Source organism: Flavobacterium cellulosilyticum (assembly GCF_004349355.1).
GTDB classification, from domain to species: Bacteria; Bacteroidota; Bacteroidia; order Flavobacteriales; family Flavobacteriaceae; genus Flavobacterium; species Flavobacterium cellulosilyticum.
In genome coordinates, this window is record NZ_SMFK01000015.1 from 1 (window position 1) to 26,085 (window position 26,085).

Below are 26,085 nucleotides of genomic sequence, written 5' to 3' on the forward strand. Positions count from 1 at the left end.
TGCATCTTTGAGCTTTCTTTCAAGTTCCGAAATGCGTTCCTGTTCTGGCGTTTGCTTTAAATTGCCGTTCCCTGGAAAACTTCCTTGTCCGAACTCTTCATATTCTTTTCTCCATTTATACAACTGTGGAGCAGTAACTCCTAACTCTCTGGCCAGTTCTGAAATATTTGTTCTTTCAAAACTCAACTGGACTGCTTTCTCTTTAAAAGCTCGGTCATAAATTATTCGCGTTTTTTTCATAAATTAAAATTAAGGTTTTTATTCTTAACTTTTTATGCGGGTAAAGTTAGCATGTCCAAACTCCATTCATCTACATGAATGGAGTTTTTAGTTTTGAGTGATGCTTTAAAATGATATAAATACCGTATAAAAATGCTATAGTAAATAATAATAAAATTTCATTGTCTATCGATAATCCTGGAGGAGTTACTGGTTGTTTAGCACCTGGCGAAGGAGGGTGAGGTGCTGCATAGACGTACATTTCCCCAAGAAGGTAAATAATAATATAATAAAACTTACTTCTATTGATTTTCATATTTATAATAAGATGTTAATCTTTAGTGTATTGTCAATTACCGATTGTTGTTATAACTCAAAAATAGATGTTATAGTGATCGCAAAGTTATTTTATTTAATTATAAATCAATACAAATTTAGATTAAAACCCATTTTTTATCGATGAAATGCAGTTTCGGCTTGAGCATAAAAAAACCCTTTTAAATTAGAATTTAAAAGGGTTTTAGTGGTCCCACTTGGAATCGAACCAAGCACCTACTGATTATGAGTCAGTTGCTCTAACCGAATGAGCTATAGGACCGTTTATGCGAATGCGAAATTACTACAATTTTATATTTGTTGCAACTATTTTTGAAGTAGTTTTATATATAATTTAATTAATTACTTTTTTAATTCAGAACAATCTGATTTTGAGAAACATTCATAAAAAGCTTTCTGACGTATTATTTTATTTCCTGACATAATTCTATCAAAACACCATTTGTGCTTTTTGGATGAAGGAATGAAACTAATTTGTTATCGGCTCCTTTTTTTGGAATTTCATTTAAAACAACAAATCCTTCTTTTTTTAATCGGTCAATTTCAGCTAAAAGATCCTCTACTTCAAAAGCGATATGATGGATTCCTTCTCCTTTTTCGGCAATAAATTTTGCTATAGGACTTTCGGGATTTGTTGCCTCGAGTAATTCTATTTTATTGGGACCATTCAAAAAAAATGCTGTTTTAACACCTTCGCTAATTACCTCTTCCTCTTTATAAGCAGCAGCGCCAAAAAGTTTCTCGTATATTAAAACAGCACTAGATAAATCGTTAACAGCAATTCCAATATGTTCAATTTTTTTCATTTTTTGAACAAATTAATACATTTAAAATTAAATGTAAGGTTTATACCAATTTATTTGCGATCAAATATTCAGCAATTTGAATTGTATTTGTCGCCGCTCCTTTTCTTAAATTATCAGCTACAATCCACATGTTTAGGGTATTTTCTTGGCTTTCGTCACGACGAATTCTACCTACAAAAACGTCATTCTTGCCTTCGGCATATCTTGGCATTGGATAGGTAAATGTATCTAAGTTGTCTTGAACTACAATTCCATCTGTTTGACTCAAGATGGTTCTAATGTCACCAACTTCAAAATCATTTGAAAACTCTACGTTTACCGCTTCGCTATGTCCACCTACTACTGGAACACGTACAGCAGTAGCGGTTACTTTGATAGAATCATCGCTTAATATTTTTTTGGTTTCTTTTACCAATTTCATTTCTTCTTTGGTATACCCATTATCTTCAAAACTATCACATTGAGGAATACAATTGCGATTGATTTTATATTTATATACCATGTCACCTTCGATTCCAGCACATTCATTTTCGAATTGTTCTACAGCTTTTACTCCAGTTCCAGTGATGGATTGGTAAGTTGAAACAACTACTCGTTTGATGTTGTATTTTTTATGTAATGGTGCCAAAGCCAAAACCATTTGAATAGTAGAACAGTTTGGGTTGGCGATGATTTTATCTTCTTTTGTTAATTCATTTGCATTAATTTCAGGAACGATTAATTTTTTTGAAGGATCCATTCTCCAAGCAGATGAATTGTCAATTACGGTAGTCCCAGCAGCTGCAAATTTTGGTGCCCAATCTAATGAAGTTTGACCTCCAGCCGAAAACAAAGCAATATCCGCTTTCATATCAACTGCGGTTTGTAAGCCTACAACGCTATGTTTTTGTCCTTTGAATTCAATAATTTTTCCAACAGATTTTTCAGAGGCTACCAGAATTAATTCGGTGTAAGGAAAGTTTCTTTCTTCTAATACTTTTAACATTATTTCTCCAACCATTCCGGTTGCACCTACAACAGCAATTTTCATAATATATCGTTTTATTTTTTTTATTTCTTTTTATTGTGGTACAAAAGTATGGAATCTTCAATGTAAAACAAACGCATTCACAAAAAATAACAAAATGTTACAAATATAACAACGCGTAAAAAAACCACGCTTTTCGGCGTGGTTAAGTTAGAATATATAATGTAGCGGAAATTATTTTTTCAACAAATCTCTAATTTGAGTAAGCAATTCTTCTTGAGACGGACCAGCTGGTGCAGCAGGAGCGGCAACTTCTTCTTTCTTTTTTGCTTTTTCTGCTGCTCTTAAAACAACAAAAACAAACAACGCAATAATAACAAAATTAATAGTAGCCTGCACTAAATTTCCATATGTTATAATAGCGGCTTCAGCAGTTTTTGCAGCATCTAAACTTTCATAACTATTACCGTCAAGTGTAATAAATTTTTGAGTAAAATCTATTCCACCAGTTAATAATCCTACAATTGGCATGATTACATCATCGACAGCTGAACTGACTATTTTGCCAAATGCACCACCAATTACAACCGCAGTTGCTAAACTCAGTACATCTCCTTTCATTAAAGAAGCTTTAAAATCTGCAAAAAATCCCATAATTATTTGATTTATTGGTTGTTAAATAATAATATTTTAAACGAAGTTAAGAAAAGATTAACAAGAAAAAAATTATTCTCGATAATAAATACGTTTTACTCTTTGAGAAATACTTGTCAGAATTTCATAAGGGATGGTGTTTAGTTTTTTTGCTATTTCATTAACTGTCGGTATTTTACCAAAAATAATCACTTCATCTCCTTCTTTACAATCTATTTTAGTACAATCTACCATCAACATATCCATACAAATACTTCCTATAATTATTGCCTTTTGGTTATTTATGGTAACAAAACCCAATCCATTGCCCCAAGCTCTCGAAATACCATCTGCATAACCAATAGGAATAGTGGCTATTTTTGAAGAGTCGTTAGCAATAAAACGTCTTCCATAGCCCACACTTTCGCCAGCTTGAATGCTTCTTATTTGTGAGATAACGGATTTTAAGGTACTCACGTTTTCCAATTCTTTTTGCTCTTCTAAATCATTAGAGACGCCATAAACTCCAATTCCAAGTCGAACCATATCGTATTGTGCGTCAGGAAAATTAGTAATTCCCGAAGTATTCAATAGATGACGAATTGGGTTTATTTGTAATTCAAATAGCATTTTCGATGATAATTTTTCAAATAAATTAATTTGATAGTGAGTAAATTCAAGGTGATTAAGGTCGTCACTAGTGGCCAAATGGGACAAAATACTTTTTATAGTCACCAAGTTAGTGTTTTGTAGAATTGAAATTAATTCATTAATATTTTCTTCTTCAAAGCCCAAACGATGCATTCCGGTGTCGATTTTAATGTGAATCGGAAAGTGTACTAAATTTAATTGTTCAGCAATTTTAAGGAAAGCATGTAAACCTTTCAAACTGTATATTTCGGGTTCTAATTGATGTTGGATAATAGACAAAAAACTAGTACTTTCAGGATTTAAAACCATTATTGGTAATTTAATTCCGGCATTTTTTAATGTAATTCCTTCATCGGCGAAAGCCACACCTAAATAATCTACTTTGTGATGTTCGAGTAGTTTTGCGATTTCAAAACCTCCGCTTCCATAGCCAAAAGCTTTAACCATTACCATAATTTTGGTGGTTGGTTTCAATTTTGATTTGTAAAAGTTGAGATTATGGCTAATTGCGTTGAGATTTATTTCCAAAATCGTTTCATGTGTTTTCCTTTCTAATAAGGAAACAATGGTCTCAAATTGAAAATGACGCGCTCCTTTTATCAAAATCGTTTCATTTCCAAAAGTTAAATTCGGATACGCGATTATAAATTTTTTCGTATTTTCGAATGAAGAACAGTTAGGAAATTTATTTTCAAAAGCTGAAATCGTTTCTCCAATGACAAAAACTCTAGTTATTTTATTTGCTACAATCAATTGTGAAACTTTAGAATATAATTCTTCGTTTGTCAAACCACTTTCGAAAATATCCGATAAAATCAGCGTTTTCTTCTCGTGTTGTTTTTGACTTTCCAGAAAATCCAAGGCTATTTTTAACGATTGAAAATCGGAACTATAACTATCATCAATAAGAGTGCAATTGTTAATTCCATCTTTGACTTTTAAACGCATTTCAACTGGAAACAATAATTTCATTCTATTTTGAATGGTTTCAATATTGTAATTGAAATACAATAAAACCATCAAACAAGAGATGGAATTTTCAATCGAAGCGTCCTCTTTAAAAGGAATTTGAACTTCAAAATTAGTTTTGACATAGTGTATTTGTAAAACTGTTCCTTCTTGATTTGGTTTTAATATTATAAAAACAGCTGCGGTTTTGTCAGTAAAACTCCAAGAAAATGTTTTACTATTTGAATCTAATAGCGCTTTTACAATACTATTCTTTTGATATATAATGATATTAGAATGTTGGAAAAGAAGTAATTTTTCTTTTATTTTTTCATCAATATTGGTAAAACCTTCATTGTGTGCTGAACCGATGTTGGTGAGGATTCCAATTGTTGGCTTAATAATCGCTTCCAATTTATCCATTTCGTTCCTTTTCGAAATTCCTGCTTCAAAAATACCTAGATTGTATTTTTGGTTGATAGCAAGTATAGATAAAGGAACGCCTACTTGTGAGTTGTAACTTTTAGGACTTCGAACAACATTGAAATCGGGACTTAATAAGAAATTAAGCCATTCCTTTACGATTGTTTTGCCGTTACTTCCGGTCAAACCAATAATTGGGAAATCAAAAAGACTACGATGATGAGCCGCAAATTGTTGTAGTGCTTCTAATGTATTATCTACAATCAAAAAATTGGCTTTGTTCTCGCATTTATCCGGAATATGGGTTACAACAAAGTTTTGGACTCCTTTTTCGATTAAAGTGGTAATATAAATATGAGCGTCATTATTGGGACCCACTAATGCAAAAAACAATGTTTTTTCATTGTTTTGCAAAGAACGACTATCTATGGAAATGTTGTCGATGGTACCGTTAGAGACACCTCCAAACCTTTTGGCATGAAGGATTTGTTCGATGGTTTTTATAGATAAAGTCAAAATTTACTTTTGATTTTTGTTAGTTTTATCAGATGCTAATTTATGGTCTTCTTCACTTTTCTTCATCGCGTAAAAATAAGCTGCACGACTCAATGGTTCGTATTCCTCGTTTTCACCAAGCATAACAAGTTTGTCATTGTCGTTTTTTCTATAGCTGTAATTGGCTAAATTTCCTGTACGAGTACAAACAGCATGAACTTTGGTAACGTATTCGGCAGTTGCCATCAAGGCAGGCATTGGCCCAAAAGGGTTGCCTTTGAAATCCATATCTAATCCAGCAACAATTACGCGAATGCCTTGGTTTGCCAAATCATTGCATATTTTTACAATTTCGTCATCGAAAAACTGGGCTTCATCAATGCCTACAACATCACAACCTTGTGCTAAAATAGCAATATTGGCTGCTGCAGGGACAGGTGTAGAACGAATTTCATTGGCGTCGTGTGACACAACCAAATCATCATGATAGCGAGTGTCAATGGCGGGTTTGAATATTTCAACTTTTTGTTTGGCAAATTGCGCTCTTTTTAGTCTGCGAATGAGTTCTTCAGTTTTACCTGAAAACATAGAACCGCTAATAACTTCGATCCAACCAAATTGTTCTTTATGATTTACTGTATTTTCGAGAAACATTTTGTATTTTTCTACCTTTAGAAATGAATAATTTTTATTACTTTGTGGCGGCACTAAGCGACATGAAAATTTTATACTTTTACATCGTTTCAAATGTAGAAAAATTTTATCAAAACTAAGATTCACGAGCCTTTAATTGTAAAATTATAATTGCTGTTGATCGTTGCTTGTTCTCTAGTTAAAAAACAAAACAAATTCATTTATTAAAAAAGACAGGACTTACTCACTATAATTTCAAATGTTATGAAGAAAAAACTGGAAGCTGACTTAATGAGCATTGCTCACAGAGTATTGCAAATTAAAAACAAATCTGACATCAATCAATTGTACATTGAAACGCAGAAATTATATGAAAAACTAGCGATTTTAAGATTTGTTGAAGATCATTTTGCTGATGCAAAACCTACAATTGGTCAAGCCGAAATAGTCGAAAAAATGGAGCATTATTTTGAAGAAATTCACGTAGCAGATCCTTTGATTAAAATGATTCAGCCAGCAATTGTTGTTGAAGAAACTGCCATTGAAGAAGTTGTAATCGATGAAGTTCCAGTAGAAGTTCCTGAGAAAAATGAAAGGGATGCTGCTGTTGAAGTAAATTCAACCGATGAAGTTGCAGAGGAAAAAGAAGTAGAAGCTGTTGTTGCAACTGCTATTGAGGTAAATGCAATTGATGAAGTTCCAGAAGAAAAAGAAATACAAGTTGTTGTTGCAACTGACATTGAAGAAGTTGTAATCAACGAAGTAACTGCAAAAGATTCTGAGGAAAAAGTAGTAGTGGAAATCCCTGTAGAAGAGGAAATAAAAACTGAATCCTATAAAGATTATGGATTTCTACCAGCATTTGAGTTGGATGTAGAAGTGGAAGAAGAAACACCTAAAAAATCAGAAGAAGTACAAATTTCTTTTATGGATTTATTAGGAGGCGATTTTAGTGAGCCGATGTTTGTGAAAGCAGATCAATCTGATCCAATAAGATCGAAAACGCCTTTTAGTTTTCCAAAAGAGACTAGTTTTAAATTGGATAAAGAAGAAATAGCAACATCTATTGATGTGAATATAAAAAAAATTGAGCCTAAAACAGTTTCTCTAAACGATAAATTTGCAAAAGGAATTACTATAGGTTTAAATGATAGAATTGCATTTGTAAAGCACCTTTTTGGGAATAGCGTCGAAGATTATAACCGTGTAATGAATCAGTTAATTACCTATGATAATTATGAAGAAGCCCAAAATTTTATTGAAGATATGGTAAAACCAGATTACAATAATTGGGATGGAAAAGAGGATTATTCACAACGGTTTTTAGAAATCATCGAGAAAAAATTCACTTAAATGGGTAAATTATTTATTGTCCCAACTCCTATTGGCAATCTTGAAGACATGACTTTTAGAGCAATTCGGATTCTTAAGGAAGTCGATTTGATCTTGGCAGAAGACACCCGAACAAGCGGAAAACTATTAAAACATTATGAGATTGGTACACATATGTACAGCCATCACATGCACAATGAGCATAAAACGGTCGAAAATTTAATTTCCCGTTTGAAATCAGGAGAAACCATTGCCTTAATTTCTGATGCAGGAACGCCTGCGATTTCTGATCCTGGATTTTTGCTCACTCGTGCTTGTGTCGAAAACGGAATCACGGTCGAATGTTTGCCTGGCGCAACAGCTTTTGTACCTGCTTTGGTGAATAGTGGTTTGCCGAATGATAAATTCGTTTTCGAAGGATTTCTACCTGACAAAAAAGGAAAACAAACCCGATATTTGGCACTTGCCGAAGAAACTCGTACGATGATTTTGTATGTGTCGCCCCATAAATTAGTCAAAACTTTAGCCGAATTCATTACTTATTTTGGTGAAGACCGATCGATTTGCGTTTCAAGAGAATTATCAAAACTACACGAAGAAAATGTTCGTGGAACGGTACGAGAAGTCTTGACACATTTCGAAAATAAACCGCCAAAAGGAGAAATTGTGGTCGTGGTTGGTGGAAAATCAACAATGAAAGAAAATAAAAAACAATCAGAATAAAAAATATATAATGAGCATTGCATCCTTCTTAGAAAAATTAAAACAAACACCAAATTCCATTACTTTCCCAGAAACCATTGCTGTGATTGAAGAAAATTACGATTTTACTCCAACGACTTTCGATAATGGAACACAACATAATGCCGCTGGGCAAAACTCAGGTTCTTGCAAATTATTTGCATTTGCCCAATTACAAAACTTATCCCAAGCCGAAACTTTAGCTTGTTTTGGAGCCTTTTATTTCGAGGAAGTATTGGGAGAAGCAGAAGGGACCAACCACCAAAACATTCGTAATTTTATAAAATTAGGATGGGATGGAATTCAATTTGAAGGAGAAGCTTTGGTTTTGAAAGCATAATTTTTTTTGGCCACGGATTACACGGATTAAATGGATCTTCACAGATTGCAAAATTTAAAATCTGTGAAAATCTGTGAAATCTGTGTCAAATTTAATTTAAAAATTAATGAAATATTTGCGACTTATTGTCTTCGCGGCAAATCAACCCTCCACTTCCAAATCCACAAACGAAAAAGTATTCCCACTAAATAATCCTTTATCTGATAATTTCAAATCGGGGATTACAAGCAAAGCCATAAACGAAAGCGTCATAAAAGGAGCTTTCAAATTACTGCCTAAATCTTTCGCCATAGCATCAATTTCCTGATACAATTTCGCGGTTTCCCAGCCGTTTTTGTCGCTCATAATTCCTGCAACAGGTAAAGGTAATATTTTATTTTCAGATCCATTTACGGCACAAACGCCGCCTTTGTTTTCAATTATAAGATTCACAGCACTGCAAATTTCGGCATCAGATGTTCCTACAACCACAATATTATGGCAATCGTGCGCTACAGAACTGGCGATTGCGCCTTTTTTTAATCCAAAATTCTTTATAAAAGCAATTGCGGGTTTCGTATTTTGATAGCGATTCACAACTGCCATTTTCAGGATGTCATTTTCTGTATCCGAAACTATTTTTCCATCAACGATTAATGATTTGTGATGGATTTCATTGGTAATTAATTGTCCTTCTAAGGCCTCAATCACACGAATTGTAGAATTAGAACCCGAAATGGCACCCGAGCGATAGCGAACTGGCGAAGCAAAGTCACTAATTTCCTTTGCAGTAATTGTAAAATTATTAGGCGTTTCAAACGCAACGTGTTTTACAAAAGATTCGCCATTCTCGGCGACTAATTCTCCGTTGATATAAGTTTGCTGCACTTTAAAATTAACTAAATCTTCGACTATAATAAAGTCGGCAGCATCGTTTTCTTTTAACAATCCCACATTAATTTTATAATGATTCACAGGATTCACGCAAGCAGCTTGCAAGACTTTAAAAACGTCAATTCCTTTGGCAACCGCTCGAGCACAAAGCAAGTTAATGTGACCAACAATCAAATCATCTGGATGTTTGTCATCCGAACAAAACATAATGTTTTCATAATTATCAGGAAGTAAATCAATGAGTGCTTCAAAGTTTTTGGCGGCACTTCCTTCGCGAATTAACACTTTCATTCCAAGCGACAATTTTTCCTCAGCTTCTTCAAAAGTGAAACATTCGTGATCGGTAGTAATTCCTGCCGAAATGTATTTACGAACTTCTTTCCCTCGTAGTCCTGGGGCGTGGCCATCAACTGGTTTGTTGAAATGTTTTGCCCATTGTATTTTCTTCAAAACTTCATCATCATCGAATAAAACGCCAGGGTAATTCATCATTTCTGCCAAGTAATAAATATCAGGCGAAGCTAGTAATTCCGCAATTCCTTCTGAATCTATCATAGCGCCAGCACTTTCGAAAGAAGTTGCAGGAACACAAGATGGCGCACCAAAATGAAATTTCAATGGCACTTTTTTGCTGTTTTCAATCATATAATAAACACCTTCGGAACCAAGAACATTGGCGATTTCGTGTGGGTCAGAAATAGTTGCCACAGTTCCATGTAACACGGCGATTTTTGCAAATTCAGATGGAACAAGCATGGAACTTTCGATATGAATGTGGGCATCTATAAATCCGGGCATAATGAAATTTTTAAGCCCGTGATTTTTCTCAATTATCGAAATGATTTTTCCGTTGGCTACAGTTATTTCTCCAGCATAAATACGTCGGTTTTGGATATCGACAATTTGTCCTTGAATTTGCATTTTGTATGTTTTAAAATGATATTCAAAAGTACTACGATTTTACTTTAACTTCTAAAAATTCACCGCAGATTCACAGATTATTTTGAAATATTTTTTAGATAAGGATTAGTAATGGTTTTGTTAAATTTGCGAATATGCGGTTAATTTTTTTGTTATTAAATTATTCAACTATTTTAAACTAAATTTGTCAAAATACTCAAAATCATAATTTATAATTCTCAATTCATAATTATTTATGCGCTGGACCATTAAACCAAAACCTTCGGATGATAAAGTAAAACAACTTGCTGAGGCTCTGAAAGTAGAGGAATTTGTAGCCACACTTTTGGTACAACGCGGAATTGAAACTTACGAAGAAGCCAGACAGTTTTTTCGTCCTACTTTGGGTGATTTGCATAATCCATATTTAATGAAAGATATGGATAAAGCGGTCGAACGTATCGAAAAAGCGATCGAAAACGACGAAAATATTCTCGTTTTTGGAGATTATGATGTCGATGGAACGACTGCAGTTTCATTAGTTTCTTCTTATTTGAAAACCTATTATCCAAATGTTGCAACTTATATTCCAGATCGTTATGATGAGGGTTATGGAATCTCTTTCAAAGGGATTGATTTTGCTGATGATAATGGTTTTACCCTAATTATTGCATTGGATTGTGGCATAAAATCAATAGATCATGTGGCCTACGCCAAGGATAGAAATATTGATTTCATCATTTGTGATCACCACAGACCGGGTGAGTTTTTACCCGATGCAATAGCAGTTTTAGATCCAAAAAGAGCCGATTGTACTTATCCGTATGATGAATTGTGCGGATGTGGAATAGGTTTTAAATTGATTCAGGCCTTAGGTGAAAACCGAAACCAAACTATTGAAGATTTGACTTCCTATTTGGATTTAGTGGCAACGGCGATTGCAGCTGATATTGTTCCCATGACGGGAGAAAATCGTGTTTTGGCTTATTTTGGTTTACAAGTCATTAATTCAGATCCTCGACCGGGTTTTAAAGCTTTAATCCATCAAATAAAAAAACAAACACTTGATATTACCGATGTTGTTTTTATTATTGCCCCAAGAATTAATGCTGCGGGTAGAATCAAACATGGCAATCATGCAGTGGAATTATTGACGGAATTTGACTTTGAACAAGCGCAACAATTTGCATCAGAAATTGAGGCTTATAATTCGGAACGCAAAGATTTAGACAAACAAATTACTAAAGAAGCACTTCTTCAAATTATTGACAATTCAGAAATTGAGGGTTTTACAACCGTAGTTTTTCAACAAGATTGGCATAAAGGTGTGATAGGAATTGTGGCTTCGAGATTAATAGAAACCTATTATCGACCAACATTGGTCTTTACCAAAAGCGGTGATAAATATGCAGCATCTGCTCGATCTGTAAAAGGCTTTGATGTATACAATGCATTGGAAAGTTGTTCGGAACATTTGGAACAATTTGGTGGACACATGTATGCAGCGGGAATGACTTTATTGGAAGAAAATTATCAAACATTCAAAGATGCTTTCGAAAAAGTGGTACAAGAAACGATTCATCCCGAAATGCTAATCCCAGAAATTTCGATTGATGCCGAGATCAATTTCTCGGATATTACACCCAAGTTAACTCGGATTTTGAAACAATTCGAACCTTTTGGTCCACAAAACATGACGCCCATTTTTATATCAAAAAATGTAAAAGACACTGGATATGCCCAAAGACTAGGTGCCGAAGAGGAACATTTGAAACTGTTTGTTCGACAAGATACTTCCGAAGGAATGTCGGCAATTGGATTTGGTCTAGGGAATAAGATGGAAATAACAACTCATCAAAAACCGTTTGAAGCGGTGTATTGTATTGATGAAAACGAATGGAATGGCAAAACGACTGTTCAATTGCGATTAAAAGATTTAAAATAATTACCGATTAAATGAAGAAAAAAGATCCTTACGCAGCCTTGCGTTATAGAGAATTCAATATGTTTTTAGTGTTGCGTTTCGCCATGGTTTTTGCCTGGTCTATGCAATTTATTATTATAGAATGGGAAGTGTATAGCTTGACAAAAAGTGCACTTTCACTTGGGATGATTGGTCTAATGGAAGTAATTCCAGCGATTGGAATGGCTTTGTTTGCGGGTCATATTGTAGATCAAAAAGAGAAGAAAGGAATGCTTTTGAAATGTATTTTTGGGTTTTCAATAATAAGTTTTGGGCTGTTTTTATTGACTTGGCCTACAATAGTTAGTGATTTTTCGACTAATACAATTTTGTATTCGATTTATTTTTTGGTCTTTTTAGGTGGTTTGGTTCGTGCCTTTTTAGGACCAACCATATTCTCGCTAATGTCGCTAATAGTGCCTAAAAAAGCGTATCCTAACGCAGCAACTTGGAGTAGTTCAGTATGGCAAATTGCCTCTGTGGTTGGACCTGCAGTTGCCGGATTTTCCATTACTTGGATAGGAGTCCATTGGTCGATGTGCACTATTTTTGCTTGTTCGATTTTCGCATTAGTAATTTTGACACAAATAACAACTAAACCTATTTTGAATCCAAAAATTGGAGAACCCATAATGGAAAGCTTGAAGGAAGGTGTCATTTTTGTGTATACTAATAAATCTGTTTTAGGGGCTTTAACGCTCGATATGGTGGCCGTACTTTTTGGCGGTGCCGTGGCTCTTTTGCCGATTTTTGCCCAAGACATTTTAAAAGTAGGACCAGAAGGTTTTGGAGTTTTACGCGCAGCTCCTGCTGTGGGTGCTTTACTAACGATGTTTGTTTCGGCACATCTTCCTTTTTATAAAAATGCAGGAATAAAATTATTGGCAGCCATTTTTGCTTTCGGACTTTGTATTATTGCTTTTGGTCTTTCCACGATTTTTTGGGTGTCGGTTCTCGCTTTGTTTATGAGTGGCGTAACGGATGGTTTTTCGGTGGTGATTCGACAAACGATTTTACAACTCAAAACACCAGATCACATGCGAGGTCGTGTGGCAGCTGTGAACTCCATATTTGTAGGTTCATCTAATGAATTGGGTGCTTTCGAAAGTGGGTTGACTGCAAAATTAATGGGAACAGTTACTGCAGTAGTTTTTGGCGGAAGCATGACTTTATTAGTAGTGCTTTATACAGGTCTTAAATTACCTTCCTTTAGAAATCTGGATTTACAAAAAGATTTGGATGAACACGAAAACCACGAAAACTAGATTTTTGAATGTTGCGATAATTAGATAAACATGAAATTAAAATCATTCATTGCAAAATTCACCGTGCTTTTTAAACAAGGATTAAGTCCAAAGAAATTAAGTCAAAGTATTATCGTTTCGGGATTAATTTCGACCATACCAATTTTAGGGGTGAGTACTTTTATAATTACGACGATATCACTTAAAAGCAAATTGAATTTGCCCGTAATGATTGCCTTGAGTTATTTGATGTGGCCAATACAAATTTTGATGATTATTCCGTTTATAAAAGTGGGGCAATTTATTTTTTCTGTTCCGTCTAATCATCATTCGGTTGAAGAAATAATCAACTCTTTTCAGGATGGTTTTTTTGCAACACTAAGTTATCTTTCTTTTGAATTGCTTTGCGGATTGGGAGGGTGGATGTTGACTGCAGTTCCTTTTGCTTTTGGAGTATATTTGGTGACGCTTTTGTTATTAAAAGAGAAGAATGTATCGTGATTTCAAATAAAAGAAGTAGTTATTCAAATTTCTTCACTTCGAAGGTCTCTCCATCAAAAACACCATAGGTAAAATAATTAATCCAGTCGCCCAGATTGACATACTCAGCGTTTTCGCCAACAGTTTTTATCATAGGCAAATGGCGGTGGCCAAAAACCAAGTAATTATAATGTTTAGTTTCCAATTTTCTTTTAGCATAAAGGATGAGCCATTCGTTTTCGTCACCAAGGAATTTCACGTCTTCATCGCCCGAAATTAGTTTGTTTTTAACGGAAAGATAATGTCCTAGTCGAACACCGATGTCTGGGTGAAGCCAACAATACAACCATTTTGAAATAGGATGTATAAAGACTTTTTTCATTCGTTTGTATCCTTTATCACCAGGTCCTTTTCCGTCACCATGGCCAATCAGAAAGGTTTTTCCGTTAATAGTATATTCTTGATTGTCGCGATAAACGGGAATATTAAGTTCTTTCTGGAAATAATCTTCCATCCATAAATCATGATTGCCCACGAAGAAATAAATAGGTATTCCGCTGTCGCGAATTTCGGCAAGTTTCCCTAAAACACGCACAAAACCTTTGGGAATTACGGTCTTGTATTCGAACCAAAAATCGAATAAATCGCCCAATAGAAAAATCGCTTCGGCATCTTTTTTGACTTGGTCGAGCCAAGCGACAAATTTTTGTTCTCTTGGAAAACTCAATTCTGGTGTTGGGGCACCAAAATGTTGATCGGAGGCAAAATATATTTTTTTGTTGGGTGAGATTTGCATAAAGCTAAAATAAGTTTTTTTTTCAACTCGAATTACACTAATTTTCACTAATTCTAATAATTATAAAATGAAATAAACTCATTTTTAATTCGTGTGAATTCGTGCAATTTGTGTTTGTTTTTTTACAAATTATCACTCGCGAACCATTCGGCAAAAGAAGATTCCGTTTCTTGCAATTTAAGGGAAAAAAGACCAATGTTTTTAGGCAGCCTACTGATAATTCTTTTAGAAAAATCGACCACCATATTTTCAGATGTCGGTTGGTAATCGACTAGAATTACATGATGACCGCGAGATTTTAATTCATTAGCCAATTCGAGATGTGGCGTTGTTTCATTGAAAACAGTGGCATGATCAAACTGATCTACGATTTCCTCTTTGACTATTTTTTTTAAATCGGTAAAATCGATAACCATTCCAAATTTAGTGTCATTTCGATCAATGATAGGTGTTCCAATAACGGTTACCGACAATTTATAGCTATGCCCGTGCACATTTTTACATTTCCCATCATAACCGTATAAGGCATGACCTGTTTCGAAACTAAATTTTTTTGTGATTCTGATTTTGCTCATGCTATTTTATTTTTGAGTGCAAATTTAGTGAAACTAATCCTTTCTATCCGCTTTTTTTACTCGATAAAACATCCACACGGCTACTGTGGCCAAAAGTAAAAAAGGGAGAAAGGAACCAATTAGTACTCCGGTTTCATAATTACTGTCAGCTTCATTTTTTAATGTATCGACAACATTTAACTGTAAAAAAAGAATAATTAGGTGGGTCATTGTTTATTTTTTAAATTGACTTAATGCGTTTCTGGAGAAATCAGACAACACCAATTTTCCAGATAAATGAGCTCTTTCATACAGTAAAGTGGACCAATTTTCTGTTCCTTCCCAAAGTACTTTTTTCATTTCCGTTAAAGCTTCTGGATTATAAGTTACCAATTTTTTAGCAAATGAAATGACTTCTAGATCTAGGGTATTTTGGTTGGCAAAGACTTTAGAATAAAGCCCTTTTTGGCTTGCCCAAGTTGCAGTTTTCCATTCTGTATCCAAAGTCATTTCGGTCATTGCCGATTTTCCTATTTTTCGGCTAACGGCAGGTTCAATTACAAAAGGACCAATTCCGATTGCTAATTCGGACAATTTTAGACTGCTTTCGACAGTTCCAAAAGCATAATCACAAGCAGCAACAATGCCTACTCCGCCTCCAACGGCTCTTCCGTGAATGCGACCAATAATTATTTTCGAACAGTTGCGCATTGCGTTGAGCACATTGGCAAAACCTGAAAAGAATTTTGTAGCTTCTTCCGGATTTGAAACTTCCAAAAGTTCATCAAAAGAAGCACCTGCACAAAAAGTACCTTTTCCGCTACTTTTTAAAATAATCACTGCAACAGCTGGGTTCTGGCTTAAATTATTAAGTTCATTAGTCAAACGATTTAGTAAATCCGAAGGGAAAGAATTACTCGCTGGGTGGCCAAATTCAAGAGTTGCGATCGAGTTTTCGAATGTCGATTGGAGTATGCCGTTTGGATTATTATTTTTCATTTCAATAATTTTAATGTAAAGTTAAAAATATTAAGGGGAAGGGGATAATTTATTTTTCTAAATTTGCTTGATGCATGATTTTAATGTTATATTTGCGGCACTATTGGGGGATTAGCTCATTTGGCTAGAGCGCTTGCCTGGCAGGCAAGAGGTGGTCGGTTCGAATCCGATATTCTCCACTTAAATTAAAACCATAATTACTTTTTTAGTAGTTATGGTTTTTTTGTTTCATAACTGTTTGCATTGCTATTTCCAGTGTTTTTTTAAATATTTTATTGATAAGCAAGATTTTCACTACCTTTAGTATTATTTTAGAATCGAAATTAGGGATTTGTTAAATTCCCATTTTATCGATGTTTCTAAACTTTATTTATTAATATATATACATGAGAGTTACTGTCACCCGAAAAAATATAAATTTCCTTCCTGATTCTAGCAGAGTTGTTGCCCGTTATTTTGTGAATGGTGATCAAAGAACCAAAGAAATAATAGCTCGTATTATGATATTGGATGAAAAACAAGTAAATCACACTCTTGAACGCACACTTCGCGAGTTTGCAAGGAGGCACCGAAATATTTCCCATACTTTTTTTAGACATTGCGAAAGCATACGGGGAATAATAGAGGACATGCAAATCAATTACAATACCTTATCCTATGAGCGTAAAATGCTGATCGGTTCCTATTGCACCATGGAGTATGCTATTGAATCGGCGGCTTTTTTCAATCCTTCTATTATTGAAGATTTAGACCAGTCAGGACTTCAAAGGGGAGAAAAACGGGTCATTCTTTCCTTCCGAGCTACTGGTGAAGGGCATATTTCTTCCATTGTTTTTAGAAGAGGAATTCTCGATGGAAACAATGATTTGCAAATAATGAAAATTGGAAATCTGATTGATAAGGCCGAGATTGTGCATAAAGGGGAGTATAATAAAAAACGATTCGCCATGAAATTGGAAGAAATGCATACCCCTACAAAATACTCAGCCAAAATTCTAAATGACCTTCCAGGACAATTTGGATATCACGCTTTAAAAAATGCCATTGATAAATCCTTAGCTGAACAACCACTAAGCCTTAATAAGAAAACTTCACTCGAAGAAATTTTATGGTTGGCTGATTCATTTTACGATATTCAATTCAAACACGATTCAGATATTACGGAACGCGTTATATTTCCAATATCAGAATCGGAAAGCCGCGGTATTGAGGACGCCCGTTTCGTTCGCTTTATAGAGGACGATAAATCCGAAAAAGTATTTGCAACTTATACCGCTTATAATGGACACGCGATACTTCCTAAACTTATTTCAACAGAGGATTTTTATTCTTTCCATGTAATGCCATTGCGGGGTGATGGTGCTAAAAATAAAAATCTAGCGATGTTTCCTAGAAAAATCAAAGGGAAATACGCCATGCTTTCCAGGATTGATGGGGTAAATAATTACCTAATGTACTCTGATAGAGCAACGGAATGGAATAATCCTGTTTGTATACAACAGCCACGCTATCCATGGGAATTCACGCAAATTGGAAACTGTGGATCTCCGATATGGACCGAGGAAGGTTGGTTAATAATAACCCATGGTGTAGGTTCCATGCGACAATATTGTATTGGAGCTTCGTTATTTGATCTCGATGACCCCTCAAAGGAAATAGGAAGACTTGAGGAGCCTTTACTTTCGCCTCAAGAAGATGAACGCGAAGGCTATGTGCCAAATGTAGTCTATTCCTGCGGATCGATAATCCATAACAACAGTCTAATATTGCCTTATGCCGTCTCGGATTATTCCTCCACTTATGGCACGGTAGATATGGTAGAATTGCTCGATGCCTTGAAAAAAAGCAGGTATTAAAATATCAATTATACAATCCGTTTTTTTAGGAGCTTTATCCTGCTGTCCGCTATATTCCCGATTAACAAAAACTACGGCAAAAAAAGCCTTGTTTTTCTAAAGCGGGAGATGCCGCTTTCATCAGGGCTATGGCATCACGATAAACGAGAAGTCTCTGTTTTCAAAAAACACCAATCTCGCAATAGTCACTTTTTATCGAAAAATTATATATTTATAAGGACATAAGGCTAAAGTCGAGAGGCCTATCTCATTTCAAATTTGTAAAACACAAAAAATCAATTCGAAAGTAATAATTCAGCTAAGCGTTCATCCCTGTTATAGATGTCATTATAAAAGCTGATTTCACCATCCGATCCTACCCAGGCCGTAAAATAACCTATAAACACAGGAATTCTTTTTTTCAAGGTATAAGCTTTTTCTTTGCCAGCGTTCATCGCTTCATCAATTTTTTCAACAGGCCATTTCGGGTCGTCCTTCAGTATCATAATAGCCAAATCACGAGGACGCGCTACGCGAATACAACCGTGGCTGAAGCTTCGGCTGTCTCTATTAAATAAGGTTTTCGATGGGGTGTCGTGCATATAAATCGTATGCGAATTTGGAAAAAGAAACTTTACCAAACCCAATGCATTTTTAGGACCCGGTTTTTGACGCACCCTGTCTTTATACCATTCCATATCGTTTTCTTCCAGATAGTTGCTGTTTTTGGCAATAGCTGGTAAAATCTCATTTTTCAAAATACTGGGAGGTACGTTCCAGTAGGGACTAAATACAATTTGGTTCATATCGCCACTAAAAACCACGGTTTCGTTCAATTCTTTTCCTACCACCACTTTAGAAACTAACGCTGGTTTACCGTCTTTGAAATAAGTAAGCGTAAAGGAAGGAATATTCACTACAATAAATTGTTTGGATTTGGTCAAACTAGGCGAAAACCAACGGCAGCGTTCCATATTGACCATAATCGTCTTGATGCGTTCACTTACCGGAATATTCATTATTTGGATATTTTTCGACGTCAGTATAGAATCCGGAGAAATCCCAATGTGTTCTTTGTATTTGTATAAACCGGCCATTAATTCGCTGTCGAATGTTGTGCTTTTTGAATCGGTGGTCAACTCGCCAGTAACTACGAGACGTTTTCGTACTTCCGGAATCACTTCCGAAGAATCGCCCAATCTCAAGGTTTTCATATTGTCGGGAATAGCAATAGCATCCCAACCGCCTTTTTTTTCTATAGTACGGTATTTTTGCAAGGCCGTTTTTAATAAATAATATTGGTCTAAAACATCTTTATCGGGTGAGTTAATCCGCTTTGGATCCAAAAGAAGGGAATCTAATCTGGTTTCGAAAGATTGTTTATTTCGGGGTAAATACCAGCCCAATTCCGTCGATTTTTCGGCGTCAATTCCTTTGTAAACTTTATCGGCATAAAAGAAATAAAGGGACGACATAAAAAGTTCGGCTTCTAAATTTTGTTTGTCACTGTTATCTGATTTGGCAAGCAAATCGCTGATGCGCTCTTTGTAAGGAATCTCAATATGCAAGCCTTCCTGATCCAAATTATTGGCTTTGTCATAGAGTAATTTGGCAAATTCGTTCAAGCCCTTTCGATCGTACCACAAATGTTGGTAGTGGCGTTTGCGGTACAATTGCAACACCTCGCGTTTCAAAAAACTGAATTTGGGGTATTTTACAAAGAAAGGAGCCACTAAGCTACTGTCGAAAGTTTGGGGAACGAATTCCTGAATGGGAACTCGAACGGGCACAGTAGCAACAGCTTCTTTCTCTTTGAATTGACACGAAAAAGTAAACAGCAATAAGCAACCGAAAAGGTCGAGCATGCTAGTACGAAAGTGTTTCATAAAGAATGAATTTTTTATGCAATCATAAAGATACAAAAAAGGAAGAAGGTTCGAAAGTATTGCAGATTGATTTTTGAAAGGGTGTTTTTAAAAAGCTGGATGGAGAGATTGGTGGTTTTTTGTTGTAAAGATTAATGGTTATTTTACAATGAGGACAATAGTAAGCAGGTCAATTGTTAGAATAAATATACATTTATTATGAGTAAAAGTGAAATAAAATAGTCAATGGTGAACTAAAGGTTTCTTTTGTAGAATATTTGACATTTATTTTTAACTTTGACGTATATGTTTTTCTTACAAATAAGATGTAGAAAACAATATCACTATATTCAAAATTTAGAACTTTCAAAAGTACTCGATATAAAAATTCAAGAATTATTAAATTATGGAGGATAAAGTTATCCCTTTAAAAGCTGTTGACTTTTTTTGTGGCGGTGGCGGCATGAGTTATGGTATGGTAGAAGCAGGTATAAATGTTCTAGCTGGAATTGACTATGAGCCAAATTGTAAAAAAACTTACGAAGACAATATTACTGGCGCACAATTTATCCAAGCTGATGTTTTTGAATTGAGAGAAGAAGAATTGGAAACAAGATTAAATCTTGATCGTAATGATAATGATTTAATTTTAATAGGTTGTAGTCCATGCCAATTTTGGAGTATCATTAATACTGATAAAACCAAATCAACAAAATCAGCAAATTTATTAATTGAGTTTACTCGTTTTGTGAAATACTTTAATCCAGGATATGTTGTAGTAGAAAATGTTCCTGGAGTTTTAAGAAAGAAAACTGAAAGCGGACTTGAAGATTTTATAATTTGGCTCGAAAAGAATCATTATAAAGTGCACTTTGAAGTTCATAACGTTGCCGAATATGGTGTTCCACAAAGCCGAAAAAGATTTACTTTGATTGCTAATCGAGTAACTGACGAACGTATAGATTTAATAAAAAGCGTAGATAAAAAAATTACCGTTAGAGATGTTTTAGGACTAACAAATGGTTTTCCTCAAATAAAAGACGGTTACAAAGACGAAACAGAATTTTTACATACCGTAGCTTCTATCTCGGCAGTGAATAAAAGAAGACTAAAGAAAGTAGCAAAAGATGGAGGAAACCGATTAGGTTTTGCCAATGATCCAGAATTGCAATTAGCTTGTTTTGAAGGTAAGGATAGTTCTTTTAAAGATACTTTTGGTCGTTTGTGGTGGGATAAACCATCACCAACAATTACAACAAAGTTTTTTAGTATTTCTAATGGTCGTTTTGTCCATCCTGATGAAGACAGAGCATTGTCATTACGTGAAGGTGCAACTTTGCAATCTTTCCCAAAAGAATATAAATTTCATGGAACCAGCACATCCTCTATTGCAAGAATAATAGGGAATGCAGTTCCACCTCAATATGCAAAATGTATTGGCGAGGCAATAATAAACAATCATTTGAATGGCGCAATTTAAAACCAGAGCAAGAGCATTAGATTTATTAGGTCGCCAACAAATTGCTGGGATTCCTACAGCAATTAACGAACTTATAAAAAATGCTCATGATGCTTATGCTGATAAATTTGATGTTGATTTTTTAAGAAAAGACAATTTACTTATTTTGAGGGATGATGGTTTGGGTATGACCAAAGAAGAATTTGAAACAAGATGGTTAACTATTGGAACGGAAAGTAAATTTATAAATAGAAAAACAGTACTACCTCCAAAAGACTCGACTAAAGCTTTAAGACCTGTTATGGGTGAAAAAGGAATTGGAAGATTAGCTATTGCTTCAATTGGTAAACAAGTTTTAATTATTTCAAAAGCTAAACAGAGGGAAAAAGAGTATAAAATTGTTGCGGTATTTATTAATTGGGAATTATTTGAATTGCCAGGAATAAATTTAGAGGATATTATAATACCTATAAAAGAATTCGATGAAATTCCTGATTTGATAGAATTTCATGATTTAAGACATGAAGTTCTGAATTCTCTAAAAGGACTTAAAGAAAAAGATATAATTTCATTTGAAGATTATGAAAGAATAGCTCTTTCTGTAATTAATTTTGATATTGACCCAAAAGAACTCAATAATAATCTTATTGGAGACTTTAAGTTAACAGATAATAAAGGTGGTACATTTTTTTATATAAACCCCGTAAGTGAAACATTAATCTTTGATATAGAGGGTGATAGAGAAAAAAAAGAAGCCACTAAAATTGAAAAAATGTTGATGGGTTTTCATAACACAATGACTCCAAATCATCCTAAGTCAGTAATTGACATTTCATTTAGAGACTATAGAGGAGATGATGGAACTTATTATGATATCATTGAAAAAGAACAATTTTTCACTCCACAAGAATTTGAAATTGCGGATCATCATTTTGAAGGTGATTTTGATGAATTTGGACAATTTAAGGGTAATATTAATATTTATGGAGAAAAAGAATATGAAAACCATATTATAAATTGGAACGGTAACAATTTTAAAGAAACTGATTGCGGTCCATTTAAAATTAATTTTGTTTATATTCAAGGGGATCTAAAGAGTTCTAAAATTGACCCACATAACTGGGCTGTTTTGAGTAACAAGACTAATAAATTTGGTGCATTGTATATCTATAAAGATAATATTAGGGTTTTACCTTATGGAGATATAGATTATGATTTTCTTCATATTGAAAAAAACAGAACTAAAAGAGCAAGTACATTTTTTTTCTCCCATAGAAGAATGTTTGGAGTTATTGAAATTAATTCAAAAATTAATTTCAAGTTAGTAGAAAAAGCTGGTAGAGAAGGGTTTATTGAAAACAAAGCTTATAGACATTTTCAAGACATCTTGAGGAATTTTGTAATTCAGTTAGCAAGTGATTTTTTTGACCCAACTGGGAAAAATATTCAATCGGAATTTTATCAAAAGAAGAAAGAAGAAATTAATTCATTTCATAATGCACTTGAAAGAAGAGACAAACTTGCAAAAGGGAAAAAAGAAAAGTTTATTCAAAATTTAGATGTTTTCTTTAAAAATTTAACTTCATCTAAATTTGAACAAGATGTTGATTCAATTTTAGATGAAACTAATAAGAATCTAAACTCAGTAATCTATATAAAAGATACGGATGAAGCTAGTCAAAAAATTATTGACTATGAGTTTCAAGCAAGACAAAAGATAAATGATTACAAAAAAAGCATTACTTTATCTGGACCAAAAGGCTTTAGTTTGTCTAAGGGTAATAGATTAGATTTTGAAACTTATTTAAAAGAATTTCAGCTTTTAGAACAAAATATATTTAACAAAGCAAATAACAAAATTGACTTTTTAATTGAAGAGTATATTTCTAAATTAAAGATTGAAATTAGTAAAAGGAAAAGATTAGAGCAGGCAGTTGATTTTATTTCAGTTGAAGCTAAAAAAACAAATTCTAAAAAAAGAAATGAAACAAATGAAATAGTTACTGATGTTTCAAAGAAAATTAAAGAATTGACTTCTGATCTGATGTTAGATTTAGATAATCAAATTAGAACAGTAAAAGATAAATTCAAACTTTTAAGTACTAATAATGTTGAAGATTTTAATCTAGTTGAAGAAAGAAAATCTATGGAAGATGAAATTGAACTTATAAGTAATCGTAACACTTTTGTTATGGATAGAATTATAAGACAATTTGAAAGCTTTTATATTGAAAAAGATAATGACGGTCAAATAATAACAAACGATCAAATTTCTGATGCAATGTCTGAGGAGTTGGAAGAATTGAGAGAAAGAGTTCAAGCTGATATTGAATTAAGTCAACTTGGGCTGGCTGTTGGAATTCTACATCATGAATTTAGCAGTACAGTTCGATCAATCAGAGGAAGTATAAAAGACTTAAAAGCATGGTCTGATGTCAATCAACAATTGGATAGCGTTTATAAAAATATAAAAGTAAACTTTGAACATCTTGATGGTTATTTAAATTTGTTTACTCCACTAAATAGGAGACTAAACAGAAAAAGAGAAGAAATATCACTTATGGAAATAAAATTATTTCTAATAGATTTATTTAAGTCAAGAATGGAAAGACATAATATAGAATTTAAACATACTAAAGGATTTGCAAATCAAAAAATGAATGGATTTCGTTCAACATTTTATCCAGTTTTTGTTAATTTAATTGACAATGCGATATATTGGTTAAACCACAGTAATGTAGAAAACAAAATAATTAGAATGCATGCTGATGAATCGGGTGTATATGTTTCAAATAATGGTATTGAAATTACGATTCAAGATAAAGATAGAATTTTTGATTTAGGCTTTTCAAGAAAACAAAATGGAAGAGGTATGGGTTTAAGTATTAGTAAAGAAGTTTTAAATGCGGAAAATTATAACATATCTGCTGTCACTCCTAAAGAAGGAAGTACAGTTACCTTTAGAATTGAACGTAATAAACCTACTGATAATGAGTAATCCGTTTTTTGAAAAATCAAAAGAAATTGCAAATAACTTTTTGCAAAGCATAGTTTTTATTGATGATAAAGCGTATTCTGGAGTAACAGAAGATGATCCTAATCATGATTTTGATGCACAGAAAGTATCAATGGCTTTTGCTACAGAAAAAAAAATTTGTGGAGTTTATCAACCAAAAACCAAATTAGATATAGAAAATTTTAAATCTATTGTCAAAAAGGCTGATGTTGTAATTTTAGATTGGAAAATAATTCTTTCAGAAGATGAGATAGAAGACCCAAATGCTGACGATGATGATGATCCTAGAGGTATTTATACTTTAGATATTTTAAAAAATATATTTCTAGATATTTCTAATAATAAAGAAAGTTTAAAATTAATAGTGGTTTATACTGGAGAAATAGATTTAAATGAAATTACAAGTCAAATATTTGATGAGCTAATCGGGTTAAAACCTGATTTGATAAAAGAATCATGTGAAGTATCTTCAAATAATATTAAAATATTAATCAGGGCAAAATCCTCTGTTGAAGATGATGAAGTTGACAACAAATTTAATCATCTTGTTGGTCTAAATGATAAAATTGTCAAATATAGAGATTTGCCTAATTTTGTTTTAGATGAATTTACAACGATGACCTCTGGTCTTTTATCAAATTTTGCATTACTTTCATTAACTACTTTAAGAGAAAATTCGAGTAAGTTATTAGGATTGTTTAATATAGACTTAGATTCTGCATATTTAGGACATAAGTCTGTTTTGCCAAATCAAAATGATTCAGAATTATTATTAATAGAACTTTTTGCAAGTTCACTTATTGATATTTTAAAATATAAGAATATTGATGATTTCATTCAGGTAGAACTTTTAGAAAGTTATATTGACACTATACCTGATTTAAATTTAGGTAAGTTTATAAGAAATAACACATTACTAAAAGAGCTTTTATCATCAAAAATTGAAGATGTTAATAAAAGATATGAAACTTTATTACCTGACTCATTGAATAAAAAAGAAAAGTTAAGTTTTTCTAAAGATTCAACCAAGCTATTCATTGACAAAAACGAAGAAGATTATATATTTAAAATAAACAAAGAATTTGCCAGATTAACACATCATAAAAATATTTTTCTACCTAGTACTACATTGCCAAAATTAAATTTGGGAACAATCATCAGAAGTATTCAGAATAATCAACAATATTACGTTTGTATTCAACAAAGATGTGATAGTGTTCGAATTATTAGAGATTCAGAAAGAAAATTTTTATTTATACCATTAAATGTAGTTATAGACAAACCTTTTAATATTTTAACTACTGAGGGAGTCAAATTAAAAGTTGAATCAAAATCTTTTTCATTAAGGACAATTAAATTTATTTCAGAAAATAGTAATGGAGTTGTTGAAGCTGTCATTCAAGATGGTAAGTTTATTTTTATTCAAAAATATAGAGATACTTCTGACGAACAGTTTGAATGGGTTTTAGATTTAAAAGATTTACATGCTCAACGAATTGTTGCTGAATATGCTTCAACATTATCACGCGTTGGTTTAGACGAATCAGAATGGTTGCGAAATTCTGCTAAATAAAAAA

Annotated in this window: 22 protein-coding genes and 2 tRNA genes; 11 read left to right on the forward strand and 13 right to left on the reverse strand. The window is 33.4% G+C overall.

From position 1 onward, the window contains the following. The 7 genes from E0F76_RS16040 to E0F76_RS16070 all read right to left on the reverse strand — a co-directional run. Positions 1-240 (reverse strand): transposase (locus E0F76_RS16040; RefSeq protein ID WP_132004782.1); only part of this gene is annotated, 240 nt, incomplete at its 3' end. 503 nt (positions 241-743) lie between these two features. Further along, a tRNA-Ile gene (locus E0F76_RS16045) sits at positions 744-817 on the reverse strand. A gap of 142 nt (positions 818-959) precedes the next feature. Continuing rightward, complete coding sequence (gene mce, locus E0F76_RS16050) at positions 960-1,361, reverse strand: methylmalonyl-CoA epimerase (protein WP_132008468.1); 402 nt, start codon at positions 1,359-1,361, stop codon at positions 960-962. Between the two features lie 40 nt (positions 1,362-1,401). Then, on the reverse strand, positions 1,402-2,391 hold the full coding sequence (locus E0F76_RS16055; protein ID WP_132008470.1) for an aspartate-semialdehyde dehydrogenase: 990 nt from the start codon (positions 2,389-2,391) through the stop codon (positions 1,402-1,404). Between the two features lie 171 nt (positions 2,392-2,562). Next, positions 2,563-2,982, reverse strand: a complete 420-nt coding sequence (gene mscL, locus E0F76_RS16060; protein ID WP_132008473.1) for a large conductance mechanosensitive channel protein MscL — start codon at positions 2,980-2,982, stop codon at positions 2,563-2,565. Positions 2,983-3,054: 72 nt separating this feature from the next. Beyond that, on the reverse strand, positions 3,055-5,499 hold the full coding sequence (locus tag E0F76_RS16065; protein ID WP_132008476.1) for a bifunctional UDP-N-acetylmuramoyl-tripeptide:D-alanyl-D-alanine ligase/alanine racemase: 2,445 nt from the start codon (positions 5,497-5,499) through the stop codon (positions 3,055-3,057). 3 nt (positions 5,500-5,502) lie between these two features. Continuing rightward, positions 5,503-6,132, reverse strand: coding sequence for a thymidine kinase (locus E0F76_RS16070; RefSeq protein WP_132008479.1), 630 nt, complete (start codon positions 6,130-6,132; stop codon positions 5,503-5,505). Between the two features lie 243 nt (positions 6,133-6,375). Between E0F76_RS16070 and E0F76_RS16075 the strand changes: the two genes are divergently transcribed. The 3 genes from E0F76_RS16075 to E0F76_RS16085 are packed head-to-tail and all read left to right on the forward strand — an operon-like array spanning position 6,376 to position 8,524. Beyond that, a complete protein-coding gene (locus E0F76_RS16075) occupies positions 6,376-7,464 on the forward strand; it encodes a hypothetical protein (RefSeq protein WP_132008482.1) in 1,089 nt (362 codons plus the stop codon). Next, complete coding sequence (rsmI, locus tag E0F76_RS16080; RefSeq protein WP_132008485.1) at positions 7,465-8,166, forward strand: 16S rRNA (cytidine(1402)-2'-O)-methyltransferase; 702 nt, start codon at positions 7,465-7,467, stop codon at positions 8,164-8,166. Positions 8,167-8,176: 10 nt separating this feature from the next. Next, a complete protein-coding gene (locus E0F76_RS16085) occupies positions 8,177-8,524 on the forward strand; it encodes a HopJ type III effector protein (RefSeq protein ID WP_132008488.1) in 348 nt (115 codons plus the stop codon). Between the two features lie 141 nt (positions 8,525-8,665). On the opposite strand, the gene ade is transcribed toward E0F76_RS16085, so the two are convergent. Beyond that, positions 8,666-10,318 (reverse strand): adenine deaminase, encoded by a 1,653-nt coding sequence (ade, locus tag E0F76_RS16090; protein WP_132008491.1) that lies wholly within the window; start codon positions 10,316-10,318, stop codon positions 8,666-8,668. A 235-nt stretch (positions 10,319-10,553) separates the two neighbouring features. Here ade and recJ point away from each other — a divergent pair, with 235 nt between their 5' ends. The 3 genes from recJ to E0F76_RS16105 are packed head-to-tail and all read left to right on the forward strand — an operon-like array spanning position 10,554 to position 14,005. Next, complete coding sequence (gene recJ, locus E0F76_RS16095; RefSeq protein WP_132008494.1) at positions 10,554-12,242, forward strand: single-stranded-DNA-specific exonuclease RecJ; 1,689 nt, start codon at positions 10,554-10,556, stop codon at positions 12,240-12,242. A gap of 11 nt (positions 12,243-12,253) precedes the next feature. Next, entirely contained in the window at positions 12,254-13,525 is a 1,272-nt protein-coding gene (locus tag E0F76_RS16100) for an MFS transporter (RefSeq protein WP_132008497.1), read from the forward strand. A gap of 30 nt (positions 13,526-13,555) precedes the next feature. Further along, on the forward strand, positions 13,556-14,005 hold the full coding sequence (locus tag E0F76_RS16105; RefSeq protein WP_132008500.1) for a DUF2062 domain-containing protein: 450 nt from the start codon (positions 13,556-13,558) through the stop codon (positions 14,003-14,005). A 19-nt stretch (positions 14,006-14,024) separates the two neighbouring features. Here the strand turns inward: E0F76_RS16105 and E0F76_RS16110 are convergent, their stop codons facing one another. The 4 genes from E0F76_RS16110 to E0F76_RS16120 form a co-directional block, all read right to left on the reverse strand. Then, positions 14,025-14,780: a UDP-2,3-diacylglucosamine diphosphatase gene (locus E0F76_RS16110; protein ID WP_132008503.1), complete on the reverse strand. Its 756-nt coding sequence runs from the start codon at positions 14,778-14,780 to the stop codon at positions 14,025-14,027. A 122-nt stretch (positions 14,781-14,902) separates the two neighbouring features. After that, positions 14,903-15,355: a 6-pyruvoyl trahydropterin synthase family protein gene (locus E0F76_RS16115; protein WP_132008506.1), complete on the reverse strand. Its 453-nt coding sequence runs from the start codon at positions 15,353-15,355 to the stop codon at positions 14,903-14,905. 33 nt (positions 15,356-15,388) lie between these two features. After that, a complete protein-coding gene (locus E0F76_RS19385; protein ID WP_165932728.1) occupies positions 15,389-15,565 on the reverse strand; it encodes a hypothetical protein in 177 nt (58 codons plus the stop codon). Positions 15,566-15,568: 3 nt separating this feature from the next. Next, positions 15,569-16,333 (reverse strand): enoyl-CoA hydratase/isomerase family protein, encoded by a 765-nt coding sequence (locus E0F76_RS16120; RefSeq protein ID WP_132008509.1) that lies wholly within the window; start codon positions 16,331-16,333, stop codon positions 15,569-15,571. 105 nt (positions 16,334-16,438) lie between these two features. Here E0F76_RS16120 and E0F76_RS16125 point away from each other — a divergent pair. Then, positions 16,439-16,512 (forward strand) — tRNA-Ala (locus E0F76_RS16125). 207 nt (positions 16,513-16,719) lie between these two features. Beyond that, positions 16,720-18,189, forward strand: a complete 1,470-nt coding sequence (locus E0F76_RS16130; RefSeq protein ID WP_132008512.1) for a glycoside hydrolase family 130 protein — start codon at positions 16,720-16,722, stop codon at positions 18,187-18,189. A gap of 275 nt (positions 18,190-18,464) precedes the next feature. Here E0F76_RS16130 and E0F76_RS16135 read toward each other — a convergent pair whose 3' ends face one another. Next, positions 18,465-20,054 (reverse strand): L,D-transpeptidase family protein, encoded by a 1,590-nt coding sequence (locus tag E0F76_RS16135; protein ID WP_132008515.1) that lies wholly within the window; start codon positions 20,052-20,054, stop codon positions 18,465-18,467. Positions 20,055-20,439: 385 nt separating this feature from the next. Here E0F76_RS16135 and E0F76_RS16140 point away from each other — a divergent pair, with 385 nt between their 5' ends. Genes E0F76_RS16140 through E0F76_RS16150 form a run of 3 tightly spaced genes read left to right on the forward strand, consistent with a single transcriptional unit; the run spans position 20,440 to position 26,081 of the window. Beyond that, a complete protein-coding gene (locus E0F76_RS16140) occupies positions 20,440-21,513 on the forward strand; it encodes a DNA cytosine methyltransferase (protein ID WP_132008518.1) in 1,074 nt (357 codons plus the stop codon). Continuing rightward, the gene (locus tag E0F76_RS16145; RefSeq protein ID WP_132008521.1) at positions 21,500-24,490 is read left to right on the forward strand and encodes an ATP-binding protein; all 2,991 of its coding nucleotides are present in this window, start codon (positions 21,500-21,502) and stop codon (positions 24,488-24,490) included. The genes E0F76_RS16140 and E0F76_RS16145 overlap by 14 nt, the downstream gene beginning before the upstream one ends. Next, on the forward strand, positions 24,483-26,081 hold the full coding sequence (locus E0F76_RS16150; protein WP_132008523.1) for a response regulator receiver domain: 1,599 nt from the start codon (positions 24,483-24,485) through the stop codon (positions 26,079-26,081). The genes E0F76_RS16145 and E0F76_RS16150 overlap by 8 nt, the downstream gene beginning before the upstream one ends. The last annotated feature ends 4 nt before the right edge of the window (positions 26,082-26,085 follow it).

Excerpts from the sequence above, each read along its gene's own strand:
- E0F76_RS16145 (WP_132008521.1), top strand. The coding sequence starts at position 21,500 with ATGGCGCAATTTAAAACCAGAGCAAGAGCATTAGATTTATTAGGTCGC.
- E0F76_RS16110 (WP_132008503.1), bottom strand. The coding sequence starts at position 14,780 with ATGCAAATCTCACCCAACAAAAAAATATATTTTGCCTCCGATCAACAT.
- E0F76_RS16130 (WP_132008512.1), top strand. The coding sequence starts at position 16,720 with ATGAGAGTTACTGTCACCCGAAAAAATATAAATTTCCTTCCTGATTCT.
- E0F76_RS16100 (WP_132008497.1), top strand. The coding sequence starts at position 12,254 with ATGAAGAAAAAAGATCCTTACGCAGCCTTGCGTTATAGAGAATTCAAT.
- E0F76_RS16085 (WP_132008488.1), top strand. The coding sequence starts at position 8,177 with ATGAGCATTGCATCCTTCTTAGAAAAATTAAAACAAACACCAAATTCC.
- ade (WP_132008491.1), bottom strand. The coding sequence starts at position 10,318 with ATGCAAATTCAAGGACAAATTGTCGATATCCAAAACCGACGTATTTAT.
- E0F76_RS19385 (WP_165932728.1), bottom strand. The coding sequence starts at position 15,565 with ATGACCCACCTAATTATTCTTTTTTTACAGTTAAATGTTGTCGATACA.
- mce (WP_132008468.1), bottom strand. The coding sequence starts at position 1,361 with ATGAAAAAAATTGAACATATTGGAATTGCTGTTAACGATTTATCTAGT.
- rsmI (WP_132008485.1), top strand. The coding sequence starts at position 7,465 with ATGGGTAAATTATTTATTGTCCCAACTCCTATTGGCAATCTTGAAGAC.
- E0F76_RS16075 (WP_132008482.1), top strand. The coding sequence starts at position 6,376 with ATGAAGAAAAAACTGGAAGCTGACTTAATGAGCATTGCTCACAGAGTA.
- mscL (WP_132008473.1), bottom strand. The coding sequence starts at position 2,982 with ATGGGATTTTTTGCAGATTTTAAAGCTTCTTTAATGAAAGGAGATGTA.
- E0F76_RS16120 (WP_132008509.1), bottom strand. The coding sequence starts at position 16,333 with ATGAAAAATAATAATCCAAACGGCATACTCCAATCGACATTCGAAAAC.
- E0F76_RS16115 (WP_132008506.1), bottom strand. The coding sequence starts at position 15,355 with ATGAGCAAAATCAGAATCACAAAAAAATTTAGTTTCGAAACAGGTCAT.
- E0F76_RS16150 (WP_132008523.1), top strand. The coding sequence starts at position 24,483 with ATGAGTAATCCGTTTTTTGAAAAATCAAAAGAAATTGCAAATAACTTT.
- E0F76_RS16105 (WP_132008500.1), top strand. The coding sequence starts at position 13,556 with ATGAAATTAAAATCATTCATTGCAAAATTCACCGTGCTTTTTAAACAA.
- recJ (WP_132008494.1), top strand. The coding sequence starts at position 10,554 with ATGCGCTGGACCATTAAACCAAAACCTTCGGATGATAAAGTAAAACAA.
- E0F76_RS16055 (WP_132008470.1), bottom strand. The coding sequence starts at position 2,391 with ATGAAAATTGCTGTTGTAGGTGCAACCGGAATGGTTGGAGAAATAATG.
- E0F76_RS16140 (WP_132008518.1), top strand. The coding sequence starts at position 20,440 with ATGGAGGATAAAGTTATCCCTTTAAAAGCTGTTGACTTTTTTTGTGGC.
- E0F76_RS16135 (WP_132008515.1), bottom strand. The coding sequence starts at position 20,054 with ATGAAACACTTTCGTACTAGCATGCTCGACCTTTTCGGTTGCTTATTG.
- E0F76_RS16070 (WP_132008479.1), bottom strand. The coding sequence starts at position 6,132 with ATGTTTCTCGAAAATACAGTAAATCATAAAGAACAATTTGGTTGGATC.